At 56.9% G+C, this 21,381-nt stretch carries 21 protein-coding genes and 2 pseudogenes; 12 read left to right on the plus strand and 11 right to left on the minus strand.

The window, feature by feature from the left end:
• Positions 1 to 117: 117 nt before the first annotated feature.
• The gene (locus tag QF043_RS20580; protein ID WP_307419991.1) at positions 118 to 483 is read right to left on the minus strand and encodes a DUF6124 family protein; all 366 of its coding nucleotides are present in this window, start codon (positions 481 to 483) and stop codon (positions 118 to 120) included.
• Between the two features lie 1,071 nt (positions 484 to 1,554).
• Here QF043_RS20580 and QF043_RS20585 point away from each other — a divergent pair.
• A complete protein-coding gene (locus QF043_RS20585; RefSeq protein ID WP_307419992.1) occupies positions 1,555 to 3,009 on the plus strand; it encodes a hypothetical protein in 1,455 nt (484 codons plus the stop codon).
• Positions 3,010 to 3,167: 158 nt separating this feature from the next.
• Here QF043_RS20585 and QF043_RS20590 read toward each other — a convergent pair.
• Both QF043_RS20590 and QF043_RS20595 read right to left on the minus strand, forming a co-directional pair.
• Positions 3,168 to 3,385: pseudogene (locus QF043_RS20590) on the minus strand (hypothetical protein).
• 401 nt (positions 3,386 to 3,786) lie between these two features.
• Positions 3,787 to 3,940 (minus strand): annotated as a pseudogene (locus QF043_RS20595) (DNA adenine methylase); the annotation flags it as partial.
• Positions 3,941 to 4,064: 124 nt separating this feature from the next.
• Between QF043_RS20595 and QF043_RS20600 the strand changes: the two are divergent.
• The 4 genes from QF043_RS20600 to tal all read left to right on the plus strand — a co-directional run bounded on the left by QF043_RS20600 (position 4,065) and on the right by tal (position 8,051).
• Positions 4,065 to 5,159: an acyltransferase gene (locus tag QF043_RS20600; RefSeq protein ID WP_307419994.1), complete on the plus strand. Its 1,095-nt coding sequence runs from the start codon at positions 4,065 to 4,067 to the stop codon at positions 5,157 to 5,159.
• 162 nt (positions 5,160 to 5,321) lie between these two features.
• The gene (locus tag QF043_RS20605; RefSeq protein ID WP_307419995.1) at positions 5,322 to 5,636 is read left to right on the plus strand and encodes a hypothetical protein; all 315 of its coding nucleotides are present in this window, start codon (positions 5,322 to 5,324) and stop codon (positions 5,634 to 5,636) included.
• 169 nt (positions 5,637 to 5,805) lie between these two features.
• On the plus strand, positions 5,806 to 6,792 hold the full coding sequence (gene dusA, locus QF043_RS20610; protein WP_307419996.1) for a tRNA dihydrouridine(20/20a) synthase DusA: 987 nt from the start codon (positions 5,806 to 5,808) through the stop codon (positions 6,790 to 6,792).
• Between the two features lie 332 nt (positions 6,793 to 7,124).
• Positions 7,125 to 8,051, plus strand: coding sequence for a transaldolase (tal, locus tag QF043_RS20615; RefSeq protein ID WP_058419631.1), 927 nt, complete (start codon positions 7,125 to 7,127; stop codon positions 8,049 to 8,051).
• A 200-nt stretch (positions 8,052 to 8,251) separates the two neighbouring features.
• On the opposite strand, the gene rssC is transcribed toward tal, so the two are convergent.
• Both rssC and rssB read right to left on the minus strand, forming a co-directional pair.
• Complete coding sequence (rssC, locus tag QF043_RS20620) at positions 8,252 to 8,734, minus strand: anti-sigma factor antagonist RssC (RefSeq protein WP_010212025.1); 483 nt, start codon at positions 8,732 to 8,734, stop codon at positions 8,252 to 8,254.
• Positions 8,734 to 9,915: a two-component system response regulator RssB gene (gene rssB / locus QF043_RS20625; RefSeq protein WP_069788603.1), complete on the minus strand. Its 1,182-nt coding sequence runs from the start codon at positions 9,913 to 9,915 to the stop codon at positions 8,734 to 8,736. The genes rssC and rssB overlap by 1 nt, the downstream gene beginning before the upstream one ends.
• A gap of 276 nt (positions 9,916 to 10,191) precedes the next feature.
• On the opposite strand from rssB, the gene QF043_RS20630 reads away from it, so the two are divergent.
• On the plus strand, positions 10,192 to 10,488 hold the full coding sequence (locus tag QF043_RS20630; protein WP_307419997.1) for a PilZ domain-containing protein: 297 nt from the start codon (positions 10,192 to 10,194) through the stop codon (positions 10,486 to 10,488).
• Positions 10,489 to 10,551: 63 nt separating this feature from the next.
• Here the strand turns inward: QF043_RS20630 and QF043_RS20635 are convergent, their stop codons facing one another.
• Positions 10,552 to 11,241 carry a VacJ family lipoprotein gene (locus tag QF043_RS20635; protein ID WP_236373658.1) on the minus strand — a complete coding sequence of 230 codons (690 nt, stop codon included), beginning with the start codon at positions 11,239 to 11,241 and terminating at the stop codon, positions 10,552 to 10,554.
• 222 nt (positions 11,242 to 11,463) lie between these two features.
• On the opposite strand from QF043_RS20635, the gene QF043_RS20640 reads away from it, so the two are divergent.
• Positions 11,464 to 12,072, plus strand: a complete 609-nt coding sequence (locus QF043_RS20640) for an HAD family phosphatase (protein ID WP_307419998.1) — start codon at positions 11,464 to 11,466, stop codon at positions 12,070 to 12,072.
• Positions 12,073 to 12,182: 110 nt separating this feature from the next.
• Positions 12,183 to 12,449, plus strand: coding sequence for a DUF4404 family protein (locus QF043_RS20645; protein ID WP_307419999.1), 267 nt, complete (start codon positions 12,183 to 12,185; stop codon positions 12,447 to 12,449).
• Positions 12,450 to 12,968: 519 nt separating this feature from the next.
• On the opposite strand, the gene queF is transcribed toward QF043_RS20645, so the two are convergent.
• Together queF and QF043_RS20655 are read right to left on the minus strand one after the other, a co-directional pair.
• A complete protein-coding gene (gene queF, locus QF043_RS20650) occupies positions 12,969 to 13,799 on the minus strand; it encodes an NADPH-dependent 7-cyano-7-deazaguanine reductase QueF (protein WP_307420000.1) in 831 nt (276 codons plus the stop codon).
• 66 nt (positions 13,800 to 13,865) lie between these two features.
• Entirely contained in the window at positions 13,866 to 14,396 is a 531-nt protein-coding gene (locus QF043_RS20655) for a cupredoxin family protein (RefSeq protein WP_307420001.1), read from the minus strand.
• 156 nt (positions 14,397 to 14,552) lie between these two features.
• Between QF043_RS20655 and QF043_RS20660 the strand changes: the two genes are divergently transcribed.
• Together QF043_RS20660 and QF043_RS20665 are read left to right on the plus strand one after the other, a co-directional pair.
• Positions 14,553 to 15,233, plus strand: coding sequence for a heavy metal response regulator transcription factor (locus QF043_RS20660; RefSeq protein ID WP_058419626.1), 681 nt, complete (start codon positions 14,553 to 14,555; stop codon positions 15,231 to 15,233).
• A complete protein-coding gene (locus QF043_RS20665; protein ID WP_307421458.1) occupies positions 15,230 to 16,585 on the plus strand; it encodes a heavy metal sensor histidine kinase in 1,356 nt (451 codons plus the stop codon). The genes QF043_RS20660 and QF043_RS20665 overlap by 4 nt, the downstream gene beginning before the upstream one ends.
• A 105-nt stretch (positions 16,586 to 16,690) precedes the next feature.
• On the opposite strand, the gene QF043_RS20670 is transcribed toward QF043_RS20665, so the two are convergent.
• From QF043_RS20670 to QF043_RS20680, 3 genes are all read right to left on the minus strand, one after another.
• Positions 16,691 to 17,938 (minus strand): lipoprotein-releasing ABC transporter permease subunit, encoded by a 1,248-nt coding sequence (locus QF043_RS20670; RefSeq protein WP_307420002.1) that lies wholly within the window; start codon positions 17,936 to 17,938, stop codon positions 16,691 to 16,693.
• A gap of 61 nt (positions 17,939 to 17,999) precedes the next feature.
• Positions 18,000 to 18,683 (minus strand): lipoprotein-releasing ABC transporter ATP-binding protein LolD, encoded by a 684-nt coding sequence (gene lolD, locus QF043_RS20675; RefSeq protein WP_020372695.1) that lies wholly within the window; start codon positions 18,681 to 18,683, stop codon positions 18,000 to 18,002.
• A 7-nt stretch (positions 18,684 to 18,690) separates the two neighbouring features.
• Complete coding sequence (locus QF043_RS20680; RefSeq protein ID WP_017137435.1) at positions 18,691 to 19,941, minus strand: lipoprotein-releasing ABC transporter permease subunit; 1,251 nt, start codon at positions 19,939 to 19,941, stop codon at positions 18,691 to 18,693.
• A 94-nt stretch (positions 19,942 to 20,035) separates the two neighbouring features.
• On the opposite strand from QF043_RS20680, the gene QF043_RS20685 reads away from it, so the two are divergent.
• Positions 20,036 to 20,614 carry a PilZ domain-containing protein gene (locus tag QF043_RS20685; protein ID WP_307420003.1) on the plus strand — a complete coding sequence of 193 codons (579 nt, stop codon included), beginning with the start codon at positions 20,036 to 20,038 and terminating at the stop codon, positions 20,612 to 20,614.
• 44 nt (positions 20,615 to 20,658) lie between these two features.
• Positions 20,659 to 21,381 (plus strand): glycerophosphodiester phosphodiesterase, encoded by a 723-nt coding sequence (locus QF043_RS20690; RefSeq protein WP_305458619.1) that lies wholly within the window; start codon positions 20,659 to 20,661, stop codon positions 21,379 to 21,381.

Below are 21,381 nucleotides of genomic sequence, written 5' to 3' on the forward strand. Positions count from 1 at the left end.
GAGGGTCCTCTCCTGAAGAGGATCGTAGACCTCAAAGGCGCTGGGGATTATGAAATTTTGCGCGGTGACAGCACGGGTTCAGGTTGCCGCCTTGGGGTAAGGCGGCGGGGTTGGGGGTCAGGCGGTGGTTGGGTTGGCGGCGGGCGCGACCTGCTCTTGGGCGCGGGCGACGAGCAGAGCGCTTAGGTCGATGAGTTGCTGGATGCCGAGGATGATGGCGCGGTGCGGGTCTTCGAGGTCGAAGGCCAGGGTGGCGGTTATTTGGTTGGCGGAATCGAGGTGCTCGGCGGCGTTGGCTAGGAGGGTTTCGGTGTCGATGTTGGGGCTGACGCGGAAAAGGTTGCCGGGTGTGGGTTCAGAGATTGCATCGTCGTCAGATGGCGGCAAGTAATGATGAATAGCACGCTGAGCCGCAGCTTGAAGCTTGGCATCAGTGGGTTCAGCGTTTGAGGCATGAGGCGGATTCGGTGTGACCTTGTGCATGGCGAAGCTCCTTAACTGTTCAGGAACTGCCAATCTCACTTCCACATGAGGGTGGCAGCCGTACGCAGGTGTGGAAGACCAGGGCTAAGGACCCGGCGCACCGAAGTGCCCCGCGCACAGCCGCCGAAACACATGATACAGACGTAAAAAAACGCCGGTAGGTGTTTGTGACGATTGCGTCTTAGCTTGGTACGGACTTCCACATCCGGCCGCTGGGTTTCCAGCGGTTTGGGGAGGTTAGCTAGGGGTGGTCTGAGGGGCAAGCTGAGAAAAGTGTGGGAAATTTCCTTGTGAATTTTAGCCCGCTGTCGAGATCACTCAAGCTGAGTTAATCGTCTCAATGATGGATTGGAACTACTGACCCTATAGACCCTGTAGGCCGCCTGTTTCAGAGCTGATCAGAAAACCCCGTACCACTTTAGTACCATCACCCCTTCTGAAACGAAGCCCCGCCCTTAATCGCTGGCGGTAGCAATCATATTCCTGCTGCTATGCCTGATTTCTTTAAATCAGGAGCCACTCGCCATGGCAAGCGAGTATTTATTACCCTCAAAGAAATTGCTGCATCACCGCCTCACTCCGATTCAACCTAGTTGTGTGGTTACCTTTGCTCCATACCCTAGCGGCCGCTCGGCCCGTGTGGAATGATCTACCTCCTACCCGGAATACTTTTCCGCCGGTCTTTATACCCGTACGGTATGCTTTGCCTCACCCCTGCGTGGTCCTACTCCCATCCTGAACGGACTCAAGAATAAATTGCTGACAATTAAATTTAGTCAAGTAACAAAATATACAGCCTTAGTGTCAATTTTCTTTTGCGCACTTCTTCTGCTTACTTTAGGCCCCTCATTTCAGCAACATGGACTAGCTCTATTAACCAGTCCTAGCTCGAGTCTTTATCAAAGCGTTTATAAGGATGCGCTCATAAGTTTTCCTAGCTTTAAAGAGTGGATTTTCGGAAATAATTATTTGCTTTACAGCGTTGGGGCTGCGACCTTGACAATAAGCATTTATCGAAGTCGCTCGATGCGGGGAGCAATCATCCTGACCTCCGTCACTTCGTTCGCCTTCATGTCCCTCTTAGATATAGGATCATTCTTTTGGCATAAGACGTTCACAGGGCCTCAACTTCTAGAAAGCATAGCTAGCAATATAGTGGGCGCCCCATTAACATCATTTCTTTTGATTGTAATTCTTTGGGGCTCGGAGCGCTTTAAGAAAAGCATGGTCGAACATGTGAAATTAGCGGAACTTTTATCCTCATTATTACCGGCGGTTCTGGGGCTACTCGTCTTCTTATTTCAATACTACGCATTGACTTTGGTTTTCAACCCAACCCCAACTAACATAGAAGCAAAAACATCACCCAGATCGGGCGCAATGTATATTATAAATCAAGAAATGAAAGAGCGGCAGCTGCAAAAAAATGCATCCGAGTGCGACTGCGAACCTCAAAAAAACACTCAAAATGATTTTGAATTTTTGAAGGGTAAGTTTGACGGAAGCCTTACCTTTCAAGGTAATGCAGACAATGCGAAGTTAGGCTGGAAAGCCACTAACTCTGATGAGTTTGAAATTACTATCGCCGCCTTCGATGGTTGCACATCTGGTGATTTATTGAAAACAAGCATAGATACATCGAAAGCATTAAAAGTTACAAAATTAAAAGAGTTCTCCATCACATTAGATAAGGGCGTGGTGATCTTAGGATCTAAAACAGGTGAGGGAAACATTGAAGCTCCTCACTCAATGGTAGCACCCACATGGCATTTCAAGGATGATAAAGGGCACGAATTTAATCGATTTTTGATGACTAACGACTTGACTGAGTACTGGTCAAATGAGACATCAAAAAAGTTTATAATTCAGTTTCCACTTCTGTCTACCAATGACGCTTCCGAAATAACAACCGTAAAAAAGACAATAAAGCTTAATTTGAACGGAAAGATCTACTCGCTCACATTCAAGCCTATAGAATCGAGAGCCACGCCAGGTATCTGCGCCCCCTTCAACTTATCCGGATCAACTTTACCTTTGAATACCTCAAAGGCTGGCATAATAAAAATTAGTCTTGAGATGCATCAAACCCGGATAAACAAGGTGTATAGCTTTTCTAAGCAGAACTCTTTCAGCCTTACTGGATTCGAAGGTTGGTTATCAGTTAGTAACATTAAGCCTGAGCGAATCAGTGACTTGATCTCTCAAGGCTCCATGCAGGGCTTAACAATTAGCGGCAACATTAAATATTTACGACTAAACGGAGAAGTAGTAGAAAATACGGACGGGCATGAATTCTCTTTTTACAATGGAAATATCGTCGGAAAAGCTGAAGAAGATGGCAGCTTAATATATCGTGGCGTTGCAGATTGGGTATGGGTTGATGGCAGGCGACTAAGCAAAACTCGCTGGGAAAGTTTGGACGGTGCAACGCAGGGCATATTACTCACCTTAGCAGGGTTATTGATACTAGCTTTCGGGCGTATTATTTTCATATGCATGCGAGACAATGATTCCTATCACCTCTAACCTATGCGGGCGGCGTATCGATTCCTGATGGGAAGATCATGTGAGATACAGCGGGACACGGTTAAAAGTTGATCCGGCAAAACGGTCGTTAGCAGCAGTACCACCTTGGTCAGGCGCAAGTCCGCTATTTGCCGATTGCTGCCTGCCAGGGTGACTCCCTATAACTGCCATAGTCGCATAATCGCCTCTGTAACCGCTTTGGCTTTACTTCCAGGGTTTCCATGGCCGCGACCGCGTTATCTGCAACACCCTCTACTCCATTTGCTGAAAGCCATACGTTGACCTCCTTTATTGCCGCCGCCTGGGCATAAGGGTTGTGCAGGAGCAATGTCAGCGCATCTGCCGTTGCGATGTTGGAGTCTGAGTTATCAGGCATAGAAATCGTCCTTGAGCGATGGATTTGAAAAGCCTAGTTCACTCCGCCGGATCACATTGACCTAAGCATTCGTTCATCAAGCTTTTTATCGCACCAAATGGCGCATCTGTCCCATTTGGCCCTTTTTCAGACCTCAGAAACCGAAAACATCCGAATTTCTTCAGGGAATCACGTATTAGCGTTTACTGATTGTGGCGGTGAAGGAGAGATTCGAAACTACCCGCAAAGTCACTTTCATTATGCAAGTGCCCGGTTTACGCGGGCTGCAGCGATGCTCTCGCTCTAAAAAATCGGCTTTCTCAGTCCCATGGCAGTCCCATGGGTTTCGCACCAAGTTAGTGCGCGAGGGTTGGGAGGGGGTAAAAAACGGCGAGATATCGGGGTCAGACCACGATACTTCGCACTCCGTAATCCGCGGTCTGCCAGTAAGGTGGATCCATGAAGGTATGAGGACGTTCGTAGCGCTGTGTACACTTCAGCTAGCCCAGATTCTCAGCGTAGGCTACGCCAAGCTGCCGATAGCTTTCCCTCAATCCACAGCAGGTTGATTGCAGGATGCCGACCTGATGCGTGGGACCGGGTATTCCGCTACAATTTCGCCTCTTTAAGCGAATCCCATCAGCAGTCTATAAACTCCTGACCGGTTCTTTATTAGCGCCACAGGGAAGCAAACCTGACAATGATACATAGAGCGATATCGAATAAACTGCTCCAGATTGACGCTCTAGATGGTTTGCGCGGGTTGGCTGCATTAATTGTAGTGCTGAGCCATACCAGCAACCTCAATATGTTTTTCTTTCCTTCTTTGGACTTTAGGGGCATAGGAAAATCGGGCGTGTTTCTTTTTTTCTTGCTCAGTTCTTTCCTGCTGACCCGTCAAATCATTACAACCAGCAATAAAATATTCACCCGCGCGTTCATGTTGAACTATTGGCAAAGACGCTTCTTCAGAATTTACCCTTTGTACACCTTTTATCTATTACTGGCTCTGGTCACCACTTGGGCATCGTTGAAGTACTATGGCGTTGGCTACGGGCAGCCCTTCAATCTTGACCTGTATGGGCTTTTCAACCAACTCATACTCACCGAATCTCAAGGGCTCACGTGGAGCATCGCGGTAGAATTCAAATTTTACTTCGTACTTCCTTTTCTGGCCGGGATGTTTTTGGTAGCCAAAAAGAAAGGGCTCATTGCGTGCTCAGCGCTTTACGTCTGCCTGATTCTGCTTTCCCAGTGGATATCACCGGAAGGCGAATCCTTGCTTAACGACCCACGATTCATGCCCTACCTGCCGATATTCATCACGGGAATCTTTGTCGCGTTTTTGCAAGAAGCACTGCAGGACAAAGCCTGGTTTCCAACGTTGTGCCAGTACCTGGGCTATGTTGGCATAGCGGCTGTGATAATCATGACACCCACGGTGTATTCTCTTATCACTGCTCCTGTGGAGAGCAATTACTTCCACAAAGATTTTATCTTGTACTCCGCAGTCTGGTCGTTGGTTCTGCTGGCGTCAGTAAACCATAATGGGTTATTGAAAAAAGCACTTTCCACCAAGCCTTTGAGAACATTGGGAACACTCAGCTTCAGCATTTACCTGTTTCATCCCATCTTTATAATTGGCGCCCTCTATTACAACATGAGCAGCTTTAACGCTGCCTGGTTTGTTCTGTTGGCTTCGCTAGCGACCGCCTACCTGACGTTCCGCTTTATTGAACAGCCTACTTCCAGGCTGAAGTTTTCAGGCAAAAATCTAAAACTTGCTCGTTCCTGAATAATAGTTTTTACCAATCATCCAGCTCTAGCGGCATTAGGGCTGGCAGACTCGCAGGGCGTCAGTGTTTGCAAGGGGAGATTGTGATCAGCCCACGATATACGAAATAGCTATCACCTTGAAAATATCGGGGTCAGACCACTAAATAGTCACGAGGTAAACATGAGCTATCACGTCACACACAGATACGGCGCCATGAGCTCGAATCCCGGTGTACACACATTCCCTGAGCTTCTCGCCGAACTGAAAACTCGCCCGGAAGATGAGGAACACGGTGAGGTTTCGGTAACCAACGAGGCAGACTGGTGCATTTCTGTGCACCTGTCAGGAATCGTGACCTTTGAAAATCTGGAGTCCGGCGAGCCTCGTCACATGAAGCACGTTCCAGAGGCGAAGATCCTGGAGTTGTGGCGTCTATTGGCCGAGGGAGACGTTGCAGCAATCGAGCAAGAGCCTTGGTTGCCTGCTTACGTCTGAAACTGCGTGTTCAACAGCCGCACCCGCCAGCCAGCAGCTATCGACCAAAAGCAGCCGAGGGGTGTATACGAAACTAGAGGCGATTCAAGGTGCAGCACACGCCTCTCCTACACCCAATAAGCATCCCTGATAAACTGCACCCCATTCGTCTCGCCAACTCAGATCCCCCATGCCCCTACAAGCCGCTCCACTCTCCCGCCGCTTCTCCGTCGCCCCGATGATGGATTGGACCGACCGCCACTGCCGGTTCTTCCTGCGCCTGCTCTCCAAGCACGCCCTGCTCTACACAGAGATGGTCACCACCGGCGCGATCCTGCATGGCGACCACGACCGCTTCCTGCGTCACAACGAGGCCGAGCACCCACTCGCGCTGCAGTTGGGCGGCAGTGTCCCCGCCGATCTCGCCGCCTGCGCGCGTATGGCTGAGGCTACCGGTTACGATGAAGTGAACTTGAACGTCGGCTGCCCGAGTGATCGGGTGCAGAACAATATGATCGGCGCGATTCTGATGGCGCACCCGGCGCTGGTGGCGGAGTGCGTGAAGGCGATGCGGGATGCGGTGTCGATTCCGGTGACGGTGAAGCATCGTATCGGGATTAATGGGCGCGACAGTTATGCCGAGCTGTGTGATTTCGTTGGCACGGTGAGGGATGCGGGGTGTACCAGTTTTACGGTGCATGCGCGGATTGCGATTCTGGAGGGGTTGTCGCCGAAGGAGAATCGGGATATTCCGCCGTTGCGGTATGACGTGGCGGCGCAGTTGAAGCAGGATTTCCCGGCGTTGGAGATTGTGCTGAACGGCGGGATCAAGACGCTGGAGGAGTGCCAGGCGCATTTGCAGGTGTTTGATGGGGTGATGTTGGGGCGGGAGGCTTATCACAATCCGTATGTGTTGGCGCAGGTGGATCAGCAGTTGTTTGGCAGTGCGGCGCCGGTGGTGAGTCGGGCGCAGGTGTTGGCGTTGTTGCGGCCTTATATTGCGGAGCATTTGGCCAGTGGTGGTGCGATGCATCACATTACTCGGCATGTGTTGGGGCTGGGGACTGGATTTGCGGGGGCTCGTCGATTCAGGCAGTTGTTGTCGGTGGATATTCATAAGGCGAGTGATTCGTTGGCGTTGTTGGATCAGGCTGGGGAGTTGTTGGAGGGGCGGTGAGGGGTTGGGTGTCAGTTGGTTTATTTGGAGGCTGACAGGCCGCTTTCGCGAGCAAGCCCGCTCCCACAGTTGGGTTGATGTATGGCTGGAAGCGGGTGGTGGCTTTGTGGCCGCTATCGCAGGCAAGCCAGCTCCCACATTTTGAGATGGTGGTCGTGGGGCAGTTGAGTTGAACCTGTCGGGGGTTTTGGTCTCCTATTTAGCAGTATGGCCGGTGATTCAAACGGCTGTTTTCAGGTTGTTGCCCGCGCAAACGACCGAATCTATTTGCGCCCTTGAGCGCTTGTCGGCGCTCGGGTAATGTCATCAGACCCACAGGACAGAGCACGCCCATGACTTCCAAGCTGGAACAACTCAAGCAATTCACCACCGTTGTAGCCGATACCGGCGATTTCTCCACCCTCGCCAAGCTCAAGCCGCAAGACGCCACCACCAACCCTTCCCTGCTGCTCAAGGCCGCTTCGATCTCAGGCTATGCCAAGCTGCTGGATGAGTGCGTTAAGGACTGCAACGGTGACGTGGGCCTGGCCAGCGACCGTTTTGCGGTGGCGGTGGGTCAAGAGATTCTCAAAGTGGTGCCGGGGCGTATTTCCACTGAGGTGGATGCGCGTTTGTCGTTCGATGAAGCCGCGATTCTCAAGCGTGCGCACCGCCTGATCGACCTGTACGACAAAGCCGGCGTCGGCCGTGACCGCGTGCTGATCAAGATCGCCTCCACCTGGGAAGGCATCCGCGCGGCGGAGAAGCTGGAAAAAGAAGGCATTCAGACCAACCTGACGCTGCTGTTTTCGTTTGCTCAGGCCGTGGCCTGCGCCGAAGCCGGTGTGTTCCTGATTTCGCCGTTCGTGGGCCGTATCTACGATTGGTACAAGAAGGCCAACGGCAACGACTACACCGGTTCGGAAGATCCGGGCGTGCAGTCGGTAACGCGCATCTACAACTACTACAAGGCCAATGGCTATAAAACCGTGGTCATGGGTGCAAGCTTCCGTAATCTCAGCCAGATTGAAGAGCTGGCCGGCTGTGACCGCCTGACCATCAGCCCGGACCTGCTGGAGAAACTGGCGGCCGATGAAGGCAAGCTGGAGCGCAAGCTGTCGCCAGGCCATGCCGGTGAAGCGCGGGTGCATTTGACTGAAGCGCAGTTCCGTTGGGAGTCCAACGAGGATGCGATGGCGACTGAGAAGCTGGCGGAAGGGATTCGTCAGTTTGCTCGCGACCAGGAGAAGCTGGAGGCGTTGTTGACTGCCAAGCTGTAAGGCAGGCGGCGACAAAAAGGGCGGCACCTGTGAGGGTGCCGCCCTTTTTTGTGTTTCGCCGACTTCAAACCAAACCCAATTCAAACTGTGGGAGCTGGCTTGCCTGCGATAGCGGTGGGTCAGTAATGAATAGGTGGCTGACACACCGCTATCGCAGGCAAGCCAGCTCCCACATTTGGATTGGGTTTCAAGTCTGGGGCCTAGTGGCGTTCCAGCGCGTTGACCAGGTCGTGGAAGGCTTCGCGGTTGGACTCGTTCAGGCCCATCAGGATCTTGTGCGCTTCCAGCACCTTGACCCGTACGATTTCCTCGGACTGGTCTTGCGAAGGCAGGTCGGTCAGGCATTCGGGGCACGGGATCGGGCGGTCAACGATGTTGAACACTTGATCAAAGCCCATGGACTGCAACAGCCGGGTGATGTCTTCGTGGGTGGTGACGACGGTCGGCAACAGGCCGACCTTCTGCCGAGACAGAATGGACAACTTGGCCAGCAAGCCAAGGGTGGTGCTATCGATGCTGCGGGTTTCGGTCAGATCGATCACGATCGCTGAGAAGTTCAGCGCGGTGAAGATCCGCTCAATCGTCGCATCCAGCGCCGAACACAAGGTCAGGCGCACTTCACCCACAAACTTCAGGACGAAGGTCCCGTCTTGCTCGGCGAATTGGATTCTTCCGGTACTCATCAAAGATTCCTGCTCAACACCAATAGGGCGATATCATCCGGCATCTCCCCTAGCGTGGCCAATCCAAAAACCTGCCGCAGACCATCCAGGCTGCCGCCCGCCGACTTGACCTTTTGGGGCAAGGCGGCTTCTTTCTCTTTGAGTGTAGGCTCTGGAAGCAGGTCCAGGATGCCGTCGGACATCAGCGTAAGGCTGAACGTCGGCGGCAGTTCCAGGATGTGGTCTTCGTAGGTGGCTTCGTTAAACAAGCCCACCGGCAGACCACGGCCTTCCAGGTAACGCACACTGTCGGGAGTGTATAAAACCGGCATCGGCAGGTGACCGCCGATGCTGTAGGTCAAAAGACCGGTTTCTTCATCAATAACGCCGCCGACCATCGTCACGTGCTTGCCCAGCTTGCAGCTGATCAGGCCCCGGTTGATGTGGCCGAGCACCTGGGAGGGCGTGAACTCCGGCAAGGTGCCATTGCGCTTGGATTCGAACAACAGCCGTGTGGTCATGAACTTCAACAACACGGTCACAAAAGCAGAAGAGGCGCCGTGGCCGGACACGTCGGCCAGGTAGAACGCCACACGTCGCTCATCGACGCGGAAGTAGTCGACGAAATCACCCGACAGGTACAGCGACGGGATGATCTGGTGCGCAAAATTGAATTCGTCGATGGTCCACGGGCTCACCGGCAACATGTTCATCTGCACCTGGCGACCGGCGTTCTGGTCTTCCTGGAGCAGATTGAGGCTGGCTTCGAGTTCGCGGTTGGCGGTTTCGAGCTTTTCGCGATAGCGCTGGTTTTCCAGCAGCAGGCGAGCACGGTCCAGCGCGCGGCGCACCGAGTGCTCCAGCACCGCCAGGTCTTCCAGGGGCTTGATCAGGTAGTCGGCAGCGCCCAGACGCAGGGCCTCGACAGCATCGTTCATCACGCCGGCACCGGACACAACAATCACTGGCGTCTGCGGCGCACGCTCGGTTACCTGGCGAATCAGCTCAAGGCCGCCCATCTGGGGCATGCGCAGGTCGCAGATCACGAGGTCGGGCTTGTCGCGCTCGAACACCTGTAGACCCTGTTGGCCATTGCTGGCCTGCAGGACGCTGAAGCCACTGTCTTCCAAATAGGCCGCAAGGCTCGCGCGCACTACTTCGTCGTCATCGATTATCAGCAGCGTGGCACTGGTTTTTTGCATGTGGGCAAACGGCGCCAGAATTAGGTTGGCGTAGGCGGCTCGGCAATGGCCGGGCTCACGTACTGGATTCGCTTTCTAGCCTCTCTGTCCTACAAAGCATTGGGATTTCTCCCATGCACAATGGTAAAGCAGAGGTGCCCTTCTAAGGCGCAGACGGTACTCCCATCCGTCAGGGGTTTCAAGCTCATGCCGATGGTCGCCGGGCGTCTTTACACCGCAAATCACCGAGAGTTATAAGAACAGTCACCACCACAACACAAAGTAAGGATGGAACCCGTGAGCGAACATGAGCGCGGCTACGACGAAAAACGCGATTTCATCCGCATGCGCGTGGATGCCCATGTGGCGCTGATCCACGCCGGGCAAGAGATTGCCGGGGTTTGCGTGGACCTTTCCAGCTCCGGCATGCAGGTTAAGGCCCCTCGCCAGTTTCAGGTGGGAGACCAACTGACCGTGCGCATCGAGTCGGAGCACGCCGCCCTCGCGGGCCTGGAAGCGGACACCGAAGTGGTGTGGGCCAAAAGCGAAGGCGAGCGCCAGCACCTGGGCCTCAGGATCCTGAAAATGCGTTGAAAAACGCGCACAAAAAAGGCGACCTATAGAGGTCGCCTTTTTTTCATTTCAAAACGTCACGGCTTAAAAGTCGTCGACGACCTTGCCGTCTTTTACCTTGAACTCACGGTTCTGCAGGTAAGCGTTACGGATAAAGGTGTACTTGTCGCCAGTGATCAGCTTCTCGCTGTCGAGCAGGCTGGCACGGGTATCAACGATGTTCAGGCCGAAGGTGCTGTTGCGCCAGCCGATATCGTTCATGTAACGGTACGGTTGGGTGTAGCTGTCGACGTATTTGGACGGCGCATCACGCAGGGTGCTTGGGCCCAGCAGCGGCAGCATCACGTAAGGACCGCTGCCGACGCCCCAGTAGCCGAGGGTCTGGCCGAAGTCTTCATCGCTGCGTTGCAGCCCCATTTTGGTGCCGACATCAACAAAGCCGAGCACGCCGAAGGTGGTGTTCATCAACAGGCGCGCGGTGTCTACACCGGCGGCGTGCGGCTTGAGCTGCAGCACGTTGTTGGCCAGGTTGCCGACATCGCCGATGTTGCGGAAGAAGTTGTGGACGCCGTCTTGCACAAATTGCGGGGTTACAAACTGATAACCCTGGGCAATCGGCTTGAGGGCGTAGGTATCAACGGTATCGTTGAAGGTGAAGATCGGGCGGTTGACGCTTTCCCATGGATCGTCTTCGGACGCAGCCTGGGCCGCGAACGGGGCGAGCAGGATGGTTGCACACACAGATAGCTGAGCGAAGTACTGGCTCCAGCGCATAGCTTTGGCTCCTTGAATGGTCTGTCATGGGCGCTATGCCCTGAATAAGACTGTCAGTATATGACGGATGGGTGGATTTAGGCAGTAACGAGGAATCGACATACGCAAAATGCACAAAATTCCTACAAACAGGTCAGTGTCATCCGCTTGTCATGCAGCTCGGATAGCGTCGTCGCTGTTTCAGGATAGTTATTTCAAGGAAGTTATTTCAGGGAAGTCGAAATGCCTCACGCCGAAATTGCCGTAGCCAGCGCCCCCACCTTGACTGCCGTGCTGTTTGGCCTGAGTGGCTGCCTAGTGGATTTCGGTTCCCAGGCCCGCACCGACTCGCCCTGCCCCGACTCCCAGGCCACCCCCGGCGCGCTGAAGATTCTGCGCAGCCTCAAGGACCAGGGCGTGCCCTGCGCCTGGGTGGATGAACTGCCCGCCTCGGTCACCACCCCGCTGGCGGCTGCCCTGCCTTCTTGGCTCAAAGCCACGCCACCCTCCTCGATCCGCTGGCCGGCGCCGCACGCTTGCTGGCAAGCCTTGATGGAACTGAATATCCAACGCCTCGAAGGCTGTGTGCTGGTCAGCGGCGAGCCGCGTTTGCTGCAATCGGGCCTCAATGCCGGGTTGTGGACCATCGGCCTGGCGTCCTGCGGCTCGCTGTGCGGCCTGTCGCCGGAACAATGGCTGGCGCTGACCGAGCAGCAACGCGAACACAAGCGCGGCAAAGCCACGGTGGCGTTGTATGGCTTGGGCGTGCATTCGGTGATTGATCACCTTGGCGAGCTGGGCACGTGCCTGGCGGATATCAGCCTGCGCCAGCTTAAAGGCGAGAAGCCCTGATAGAGATCATGCACTCAAGGCGCCGGTGGATTAATCTAAAGGTCAGCCCGTAGACCTTTCACGGCGAGCCGCGGTCTATGCCAGTGCCTATCGATAAAAGGAAGAACGTCATGCCTGCCCGCGAACAGCTGAAAGACCAAGTCAGAGAATTGCGCGAGCAATTGAATAGCGACCCGCTGATGTCGGCGGAGAAACGCGACGAGCTGGAAACATTGATTGCCGAACTGGAAGTTAAGGAACCGCTGGAAGGCGCGATCCAGGACCCAAGCATTGCCGATGGTGTGAACCTGGCGGTGGAACGCTTCGAGCTGGACCACCCAGGCATCGCCGGGACCTTGCGCAATATTGTGGTGACCCTGGGCAATATCGGGATCTGATAACAAAAGCCCTATTTGCAAAAAATCCGATGACCCCACTGGCATCGGATTTTTTATTTGGCTTTCATGGCTATCGGACCGATGCACAACTTTGCGGCCGCATTAGTTTGCGACGCCAACGTACACGCCCGTTATTGCAGGAATTTTTCCAGGCGACGGAACCAAGCCGAGTGAATTGGCCACCCAGGCTGCGAGAAGAATCCTCTTCTCATTAAATTCATGAGGTTTTTCCTACAATGAGCGCAATAAGCCCAGCTACCCCGCAATCACCAAGTGGCGTCCCAGGTCTGGACACATTCCCGAGGGAAATTGCTGAGTCAGCACATGGCGAGCCAGGCAAGGACATCCCCGGAGAAAGGTCGAAAGATCGGCTCGACGTAATCCGTGACGACAACGCCCTTCCACCTCAACAAATTCAATACTGACAGTAAAAGTACTTCATCCTCACCAAGCGGGTGTCGATGAAGGTATGGCGCAAAGAAACCTTTGCGCCATCGCATCCATCACGGTTTACCCGTTTCACTGACGTGCAAGCCGCACGTTCTGGAACTGCACATTCTCGGTGCTGCGATACGGGTTGATATCCAACCCACCGCGCCGCACATAACGCGCATACACCGTCAATTTCTCCGGCTTGAGCAACCGCTGCAAGTCCAGAAAGATGCGCTCCACGCACTGCTCATGAAAGTCCGAGTGCTGGCGGAAGCTCACGATATATTCCAGCAAACTGGCGTGATCCAGCGCGTGACCACGGTAGTCCACCACCACGCTGCCCCAATCCGGCTGGCTGGTGACCGGGCAGTTGGATTTGAGCAGGTGGCTGTGCACGCTCTCCTCAACTGTGCGCGAGTCATCGCACCGCAGCAGTTCCGGGCGCGGGTGTTCGTAGTTGCTGACGCTGATGTCCAGGTCGTCAATGCACGCCCCCGGCAACGCCATCACGCCTTGGGCCTCAATCTCGGCCAGGCTGCGGATGCGCACACTCACAGGCAAGCCGGCGGCGGCGCTGAGGTCGGTGCGCAAGGTGGCTTCCAGGCTTTGCGTGTCGGCAAACGCGGTCTGGTTCAGCGAGTTGAGGTACAGCTTGAACGACTTGGACTCGATGATGTTCGGCGACTCGGCCGGGATGCTGAACTCACCGATGGCCACCACCGGCTTGCCGGAGGGCAGCAACCACGACAGTTCAAAGCAGTTCCAGAAATCCACGCCTTTATAAGGCAGCGTTTCGGCAGTCAGGCCCAGCTCGGCCCATTTGGCCGCGCGAGGGATAGGGAACAGCAACGAAGGTGTGTAGGTAGAGATGTATTCACTGGACTTGCCCAGCGGCGAATGTTCGGCTGCGGGATGCATGGCGGAAACCTGGCTAAATAAACCGCGCCAGTCTACCAGCCTTTGCTCCCGCCCTTAAGAATCGCCTCACTCAACGGTCAGTTTGCCGACCATGCCCGCCTGATAATGCCCCGCAATATTGCAGGCAAACTCAAGACCGGTGGCTTTGGTGAAGGTCCAGGTCAGCTCGGCGGTCTTGCCCGGCTCCACCAGCACACTGTTGGGATCGTCATGCTTCATGCCGCCCATCTCGCCCATATCGCCATGCCCCATGGCGGCGTGGTCCATCTTGCCCATGCCGGTGGCCGTGAGCATGCCGCTGGCCTGCATCTTGAGCATTTCTTTCTGGTGTTCGGCGTGCATTGCCGCATCGCCCAGGTTGAACTCGTGCAGCAACTGGCCTTTGTTGACCAGCACAAAGCGCACCGTCTCACCGGCCTTTACGTCCAGAGCCTTGGGCGAAAAGGAAATGTCCTGCAAGGTCACTTCCACCGTGCGCGTGGCTTTATCAGCCGGTGCCGGGTGGCCAAACGCATAGGTGTGGGCCTCATCGGCCATTGCATTAACGCTCAATGCCAACAAACAGCCCGCCATAAACAAAGGTGTACGCAACGCCATGACGCTTCTCCAAAAAAGTGTGTCCAGCTTGGTCAGCACTTTAAGATGGCCCTGCTGCCAGCCAGCTGACTGCTAGATTACAACTTTGTCAGGTTGCGCCCTGAGGCTGCCACCCACGGTATAAAGCCCATCGTCACCTGTTGCCAAGAGTTGCCCATGAAACTGCTGATCGTTGAAGACCAACCGAAAACCGGCCACTACCTGCGCCAGGGCCTGACCGAGGCTGGCTTTACCACCGAGTTGGTGGCCGACGGCACGAGCGGGCAGCACTTGGCATTGACCGGCGATTACGACCTGCTGATCCTCGACGTGATGCTGCCCGGCCGCGACGGCTGGCAAATCCTGCACGCCGTGCGCAGTGCCGGCCTGGAAATCCCGGTGTTGTTCCTCACCGCCCGCGACGCCGTGGAAGACCGCGTGCATGGCCTGGAGCTGGGCGCCGACGACTACCTGGTCAAGCCTTTCGCCTTTTCCGAACTGCTGGCGCGGGTGCGCAGCCTGTTGCGCCGTGGCAGCAGCACGCCGCAGGAAACCGCGCTGCAACTGGCCGACCTGCGCCTGGACCTGATCCGCCGCCGCGTCGAGCGCGACGGCCAGCGCATCGACCTCACCGCCAAGGAGTTCGCCTTGCTCGAACTGCTGCTGCGCCGCCAGGGTGAAGTGCTGCCCAAGAGCCTGATTGCCTCCCAGGTGTGGGACATGAATTTCGACAGCGACACCAATATCATCGAAGTGGCGATCCGCCGCTTGCGCCTTAAAGTCGACGACAACTTCCCCACCAAGCTGATCCACACCGTGCGCGGCATGGGCTATGTGCTGGAGGAACGGTGCAATTGATTGCGCGCCTGTCCCTGGCCAGCCGTCTGGCATTGTTGTTTGCCGGCTGCACAGCGGTGGTCTCGCTCATCGCTGGCGTGTTGTTTAACCAGGCCAGCGAAGCGCACTTTATCGAACTGGACCAGCAGCAGCTCGACGGCAAACTGATCGCGCTGCGCAGCACCTTGCAGGGTGTCGACTCACTGGCGGCCTTTACTCAGCGAGAAGCGCAACTGCGTGCCGAACTCAGCCGCCAGCCGGACCTCGCCTTGCGCATCAGCGCCGCCAGCCAACGCTGGTTTGATGGCGCGCCGAGCGTCACGCTGCCCGCGGCGCCCGGCCTGCACAGCCTGCAAAACGCCGGCACCGACTACCGCGTCTACAACGCGCCGTTGCTGGCGGGCCAACCCGGTTCGCCGCAACTGTCGCTGATCCTCGACATCACGCACCACCAGCACTTTCTGCAACGCATGCAGCGGTTGATCTGGCTCACGGTCGGCTTGTCCGCCCTGGCCACCGCGCTGCTCGGTGCGTGGGCTGCGCGCAGCGGGCTGCGGCCGTTGCGGCGCATGAGTGAAGTGGCGGCCGGCGTGTCGGCCCACTCCCTGACCCAACGCTTGCCCCAGGCGCACATGCCGGTGGAGTTGGCCGAACTCGCCCAGGCGTTTAACGCGATGCTGGGGCGGCTCGACGATGCGTTTCAGCGCCTTTCGGCCTTCTCCGCCGATATCGCCCATGAACTGCGCACGCCCCTGTCGAACCTGCTGACCCACACCCAGGTGATCCTCACCCAGCCGCGCCCGCTGGAGGACTATCGCGAGGCGCTGCACAGCAACCTGGAGGAGTTGCAGTGGATGGCGCAGTTGGTGAATGACATGTTGTACCTGGCCAAAGCCGACCATGGCCTGCTGATGCCCAAGCGCGAAGCGCTGGCGCTGCACGATGAAGTGGAGGCGTTGCTGGAGTTTTTTGCGCTGTTGGCCGAAGACGCGCAGGTTAATCTGGTGTGCGAGGGCACGGCCCGAACGGCGGGCGATCGCGGCATGTTGCGCCGGGCCGTGTCGAACCTGCTGGATAACGCGCTGCGGTTTACCCCGGTGGGTGGCGAGGTACGGGTGCGGATTATGGAAAGCGCACAGGCTGTGACGCTGACTGTCGCTAATACCGGGGAAGGTATTCCAGCGGCTTTATTACCTAAATTGTTTGATCGGTTCTATCGGGCAGACCCGGCGCGCCGTGAAGGCAGCAGTGAGCATGCGGGGCTGGGGTTGGCGATTACCCAGTCGATTGTGCGGGCGCATGGTGGGAGGATTTATTGTGAATCTGAAGCTGGGTGGACGCGGTTTGTGATTGAGTTGCCCAGGGGGGATTGATGCAAGCTGGGCCGGCCCTATCGCAGGCAAGCCAGCTCCCACATTCGAATGTATTCACACATCAAAAGGTGGGAGCTGGCTTGCCTGCGATAGCGGTCTTAAAGTTTACGAATATCTCAATGCATGCGCCGGCTCAATCTTCGCCGCCCGATACGCCGGGTAAATCGTCGCCATAAAGCTCAACACAAACCCCGCCGTACAAATCAGCAGCACATCACCACCTTGCAGCTCGGAAGGCAGGTTGCTGACGAAGTACACGTCCGAACTGAAGATATGCTGCCCGGTCACGCGCTCCAGCCAGCCCACCAGTTCACTCACGTTCAGCGCCGCAATCACACCCAGCACGCCGCCGATCAAGGTGCCGACGATACCAATCACCGTGCCCTGCACCATGAAGATCGCCATGATCTGCCGTGGCGTGGCGCCGATGGTGCGCAAAATCGCGATGTCCGCGCCTTTGTCGTTCACCACCATGATCAGCGTGGCGATGATGTTGAATGCAGCGACGGCGACGATCATCAGCAACAGCAGGCCGATCATGGTCTTTTCCATCTTCATGGCGCTGAACAGGCTGCCCTGGGTGTGGGTCCAGTCATCCGGCTTGTAGCCGGCGCCGAGGCTCGCGGCGATGTCCGCCGAAACCTTGGGCGCGGCGTACAAATCCTTCACCGCCAGGCGCACGCTTTGCACCTGGTTCGGCTGCCAATGCTGGATCTCGGCGGCGTCGGCCATGTTGATCAGGGCCATGGAGCCATCCAGCTCGGCGCCGACCTTGAAGATACCGACCACGTTCAAGCGCTGCATGCGCGGGGTGATGCCACCCGGTGCGGCCGTGCTGATTTCCGGCACGATCAGGGTCAGCTTGTCACCGACGTTCAGGCGGAAGCGCCGTGCGGTGATGTCGCCGATCACTACGCCGAACTCGCCGGCTTTGAGGTCTTCGAGTTTGCCGCGCACGATATGCTGGGCCACGATCGACACCTTGCCTTCCTGGGCCGGGTCAACGCCAATGATCTCGATCGGCTGCATCGCGCCCTTGTAGGAGAACATGCCGTCCATCTGTGTGAATGGCACCGCAGCCGTGACCTCGGGGTTCTTCAGCGCGGCGGCGGCCACGGGCTGCCAGTTGTCAATCGGGTTTACACCGACGATGGTGGCGTGGGGCACCATGCCGAGAATGCGCGTGCTCATTTCACGCTGAAAGCCGTTCATCACCGACAGCACCACGATCATCGCCAATACGCCCAGAGCGAGGCCGATCATCGAGGTCATCGAGATAAACGAGACAAAACGGTTGCGGCGCTTGGCGCGGGTATAGCGCGTGCCGATAAAAATCGATAACGGTCTGAACATTCGCGGGCACCGTTTAAAAAAATGAAAAAGCCCGGCTTTAAAAAGCCAGGCTTGAAACGGGTCAGATGGCGACCAGATGACCTTCCTGCAGGTGCAACACGCGGTCCATCTGGCGGGCCATGCTCATGTCATGGGTCACCACCAGGAACGCGGTGCGCATCTGGGTGCTCAACTCCAGCATCAAGTCCTTGATGCCTTGCGCGGTGTGCGAGTCGAGGTTGCCGGTCGGCTCATCGAGCATCACCAGGCCGGGGTTGTTCACCAGGGCACGGGCAATGGCCACACGCTGGCGCTCGCCGCCGGACAGTTCAGCCGGTTTGTGCTCCAGGCGATGGCCGAGGCCGACGCGCTCCAGCAGTGCCTTGGCGCGCTGGCGGGCTTCGGGGATCGCGGTCTTGCCGATCAGCAGCGGCATGCACACGTTTTCCAGTGCGGTGAATTCCGGCAGCAGATGGTGGAACTGGTACACAAAACCGAGCGAACGGTTGCGCAGTTGGCCACGGGCTTTTTCACCGAGTGCCGACAGTTCTTCACCGGCCAGCCACACGCTGCCCTCGGAAGGTGTATCCAGGCCGCCCAACAGGTTAAGCAAGGTACTTTTGCCGGAACCGGAACTGCCGACGATCGCCACGCGCTCGCCCGGGTGCAGTTCCAGCTGCAGGTTGGACAACACCACCACCGATTCCGGGCCTTCCTCGTAGGATTTGCCCAGGTTGCGGCAGCTCAAAATAGCTTTTTCACTCATGCCCGATTCACTCATAACGTAAGGCCTGTGCTGGCTGGGTGCGTGCCGCGCGCCAGGCTGGATACAGGGTGGCAAGGAAACTCAATAGCAACGCGGCGCCGCCCACCATCAACACGTCCTGGGCCTGAACCTGGGACGGCAAGTAGTCGATGAAGTAGACGTCGGCGTTGAGAAACTTGTGGCCGATGACTTTTTCCAGCGCGGCGATGGCGGCGCTGACGTTCAGCGCGGCCAGAATGCCGACGGCGGTGCCGATCAAGGTACCGACCACGCCGATCACGGTGCCTTGCACCATGAAGATCGCCATGATCTGCCCCGGCGTGGCACCAAGGGTACGCAGGATGGCGATATCGCCCTTCTTGTCATTCACTACCATTACCAGGGTGGAAATGATGTTGAACGCGGCCACGGCGACGATCAGCAGCAACAGCAGGCCGATCATGGCTTTTTCCATGCGGATGGCCTGGTAGAGGTTGCCGTGGGTGCGGGTCCAGTCACGGGCGTAGTACTGCGAGTCGCCCAAGTGCTGGGCGATTTCCCAGGCGCCGCGCGGTGCGTCGAACAGGTCGTTGAACTTCAGGCGCAGGCCCTGCACCTGATCCGGCTGCCAGCGATGCAGGCGCGCCAGGTCGGTGAGGTTGGTGAGCCCCAGGTAGCCGTCGATTTCGCCGGCGCCGACGTGGAAGGTGCCGACCACGGTAAAGCGCTTCATGCGCGGGAACATGCCCGCCGGGGTCACGGTGACTTCCGGCGCGACGAAGGTCAGCTTGTCGCCGATGCCTACGCCGAGCTTGGCCGCGGCCTTGTCGCCGATCACAATGCCGAAGCTGCCGGGCGCCAGGTCGTCGAGTTTGCCCTGCAACATGAACTTGTCGATGATCGACACGTTACGTTCCTGGGCCGGGTCAACGCCATTGAGCAGGATCTTCTGCACCTTGCCGTCGTTGGTCAGCAGGCCCTGCATCTGAGTAAAAGGCGCAACGGCCACCACCTTGGGGTTCTGCTTGACCTTGGCGGCCAGGCTTTGCCAGTCGTTGATGGGTTCATCGGACTCGATGGTCGCGTGGGGCACCATGCCCAGCACGCGGGTGCGCATCTCATGATCGAAGCCATTCATCACCGACAGCACCACGATCATCACGACCACGCCCAAGGCGAGCCCGATCATCGAGGTAAGGGAAATGAACGACACAAAATGATTGCGGCGCTTTGCACGGGTATAACGCGTGCCGATAAATACGAAGAGAGGTCTGAACATGTCGGGGCTTGTTCGGAGGAAAAGAAGACGTCCCGGTGGCGGGGTCAGGTAAGCAGCTTTACACTCAGACCATTACCGCTACTTTGGGTTCGCCATGTCGACATTAGATGAAGAAGAACGCCGCGAATACTACCGTATCGACGACATGATCGCACTTCAAATCAGCACGCTGTCTGACCCGGAAGCGGCGAGCAAGGAAGTGTTGCTGGATGATTCCCCGCTGTTCAATCTGCTCAGCGAACTGCACCTCAGCGAATTCGAAGCCCAGCACCTGCTGCGCCAGATCAGCGAGAAAGATCGCAGCCTGGCGGCCTTCCTCAAAGTCCAGAACAAACGCGTGGATCTGCTCAGCCAGATCATGGCCCGTGGTCTGCTGGACGAGGTCGGCGCGCCGCAGCCGGTGATCATCTCCGAAGGCGGCATCGACTTCCAGCACCCCACGCCCCTGGCGCCCGGCGCGCATCTGGCGGTCAAACTGGTGCTGATGCCCCAGGCGCTCGGCCTGCTGCTGCGCGCACGCGTGACGCATTGCGACCCCAAGGGCGATGGTTTTGACGTGGGCACGGAGTTCGAATCCATGACCGACGCCCAACGCCAGTTGCTGGCGCGCTATATCCTGCAGAAACAGGCCCAGGAACGCCGTCTGGCGCGGGAACAAAGCGACGATCTCTGAATACGTATTGACTACGCCAGGCTATCTGGCGCAAAGGAGCAACTGTGACCCTGATTTACGGCCACCGCGGTGCCAAAGGCGAAGCACCGGAAAACACCCTGACCAGCTTTCAGGAGTGCCTCAAGCACGGTGTACGCCGTTGCGAACTGGACTTGCACCTGTCCATGGACGGCGAGTTGATGGTGATCCACGACCCGACCCTCAAGCGCACCGCCGACCGGCGCGGCAAAGTCGTCGAGTATTCGGCGGCGGACCTTACGAAGATGGACGCGCGCAAAGGTGGCCCAGGCTGGGTCAAACCGTGCCCGATTCCGCGCCTGGAAGAACTGTTCGAACAGTGCGACTTCGATCACTGGCAGCTGGAAGTCAAAAGCGCCTCCCGCACCCGCGCCGCGACCACTGTGTTGGCGATCCGCGAGATGGCGGTGCGGCATGGCCTGATGGACAAGGTCACCGTCACTTCAAGTTCGCGGGAAGTATTAAAAGCAGCGGTGGAACTCACCCCGGACCTGTCACGCGGTCTGGTGGCCGAATACGCCTGGCTAGACCCGTTGAAGGTCGCGCAGAACTACGGCTGTGAATACCTGGCATTGAACTGGACGCTGTGCACCCCCGAGCGTCTGGAAAAAGCCCAGCGCCAGGGTTTGCACGTGTCCGTGTGGACGGTCAACGAACCTGCGCTGATGCGCAGGCTCGCCGACTTCGGCGTAGATAGCCTGATTACAGACTTTCCCGGTTTGGCCACTGCCACCCTCGAGAATTACTGA

Origin of the sequence: Pseudomonas sp. W3I7, assembly GCF_030816095.1 — a bacterium.
GTDB lineage: Bacteria > Pseudomonadota > Gammaproteobacteria > Pseudomonadales > Pseudomonadaceae > Aquipseudomonas > Aquipseudomonas salomonii.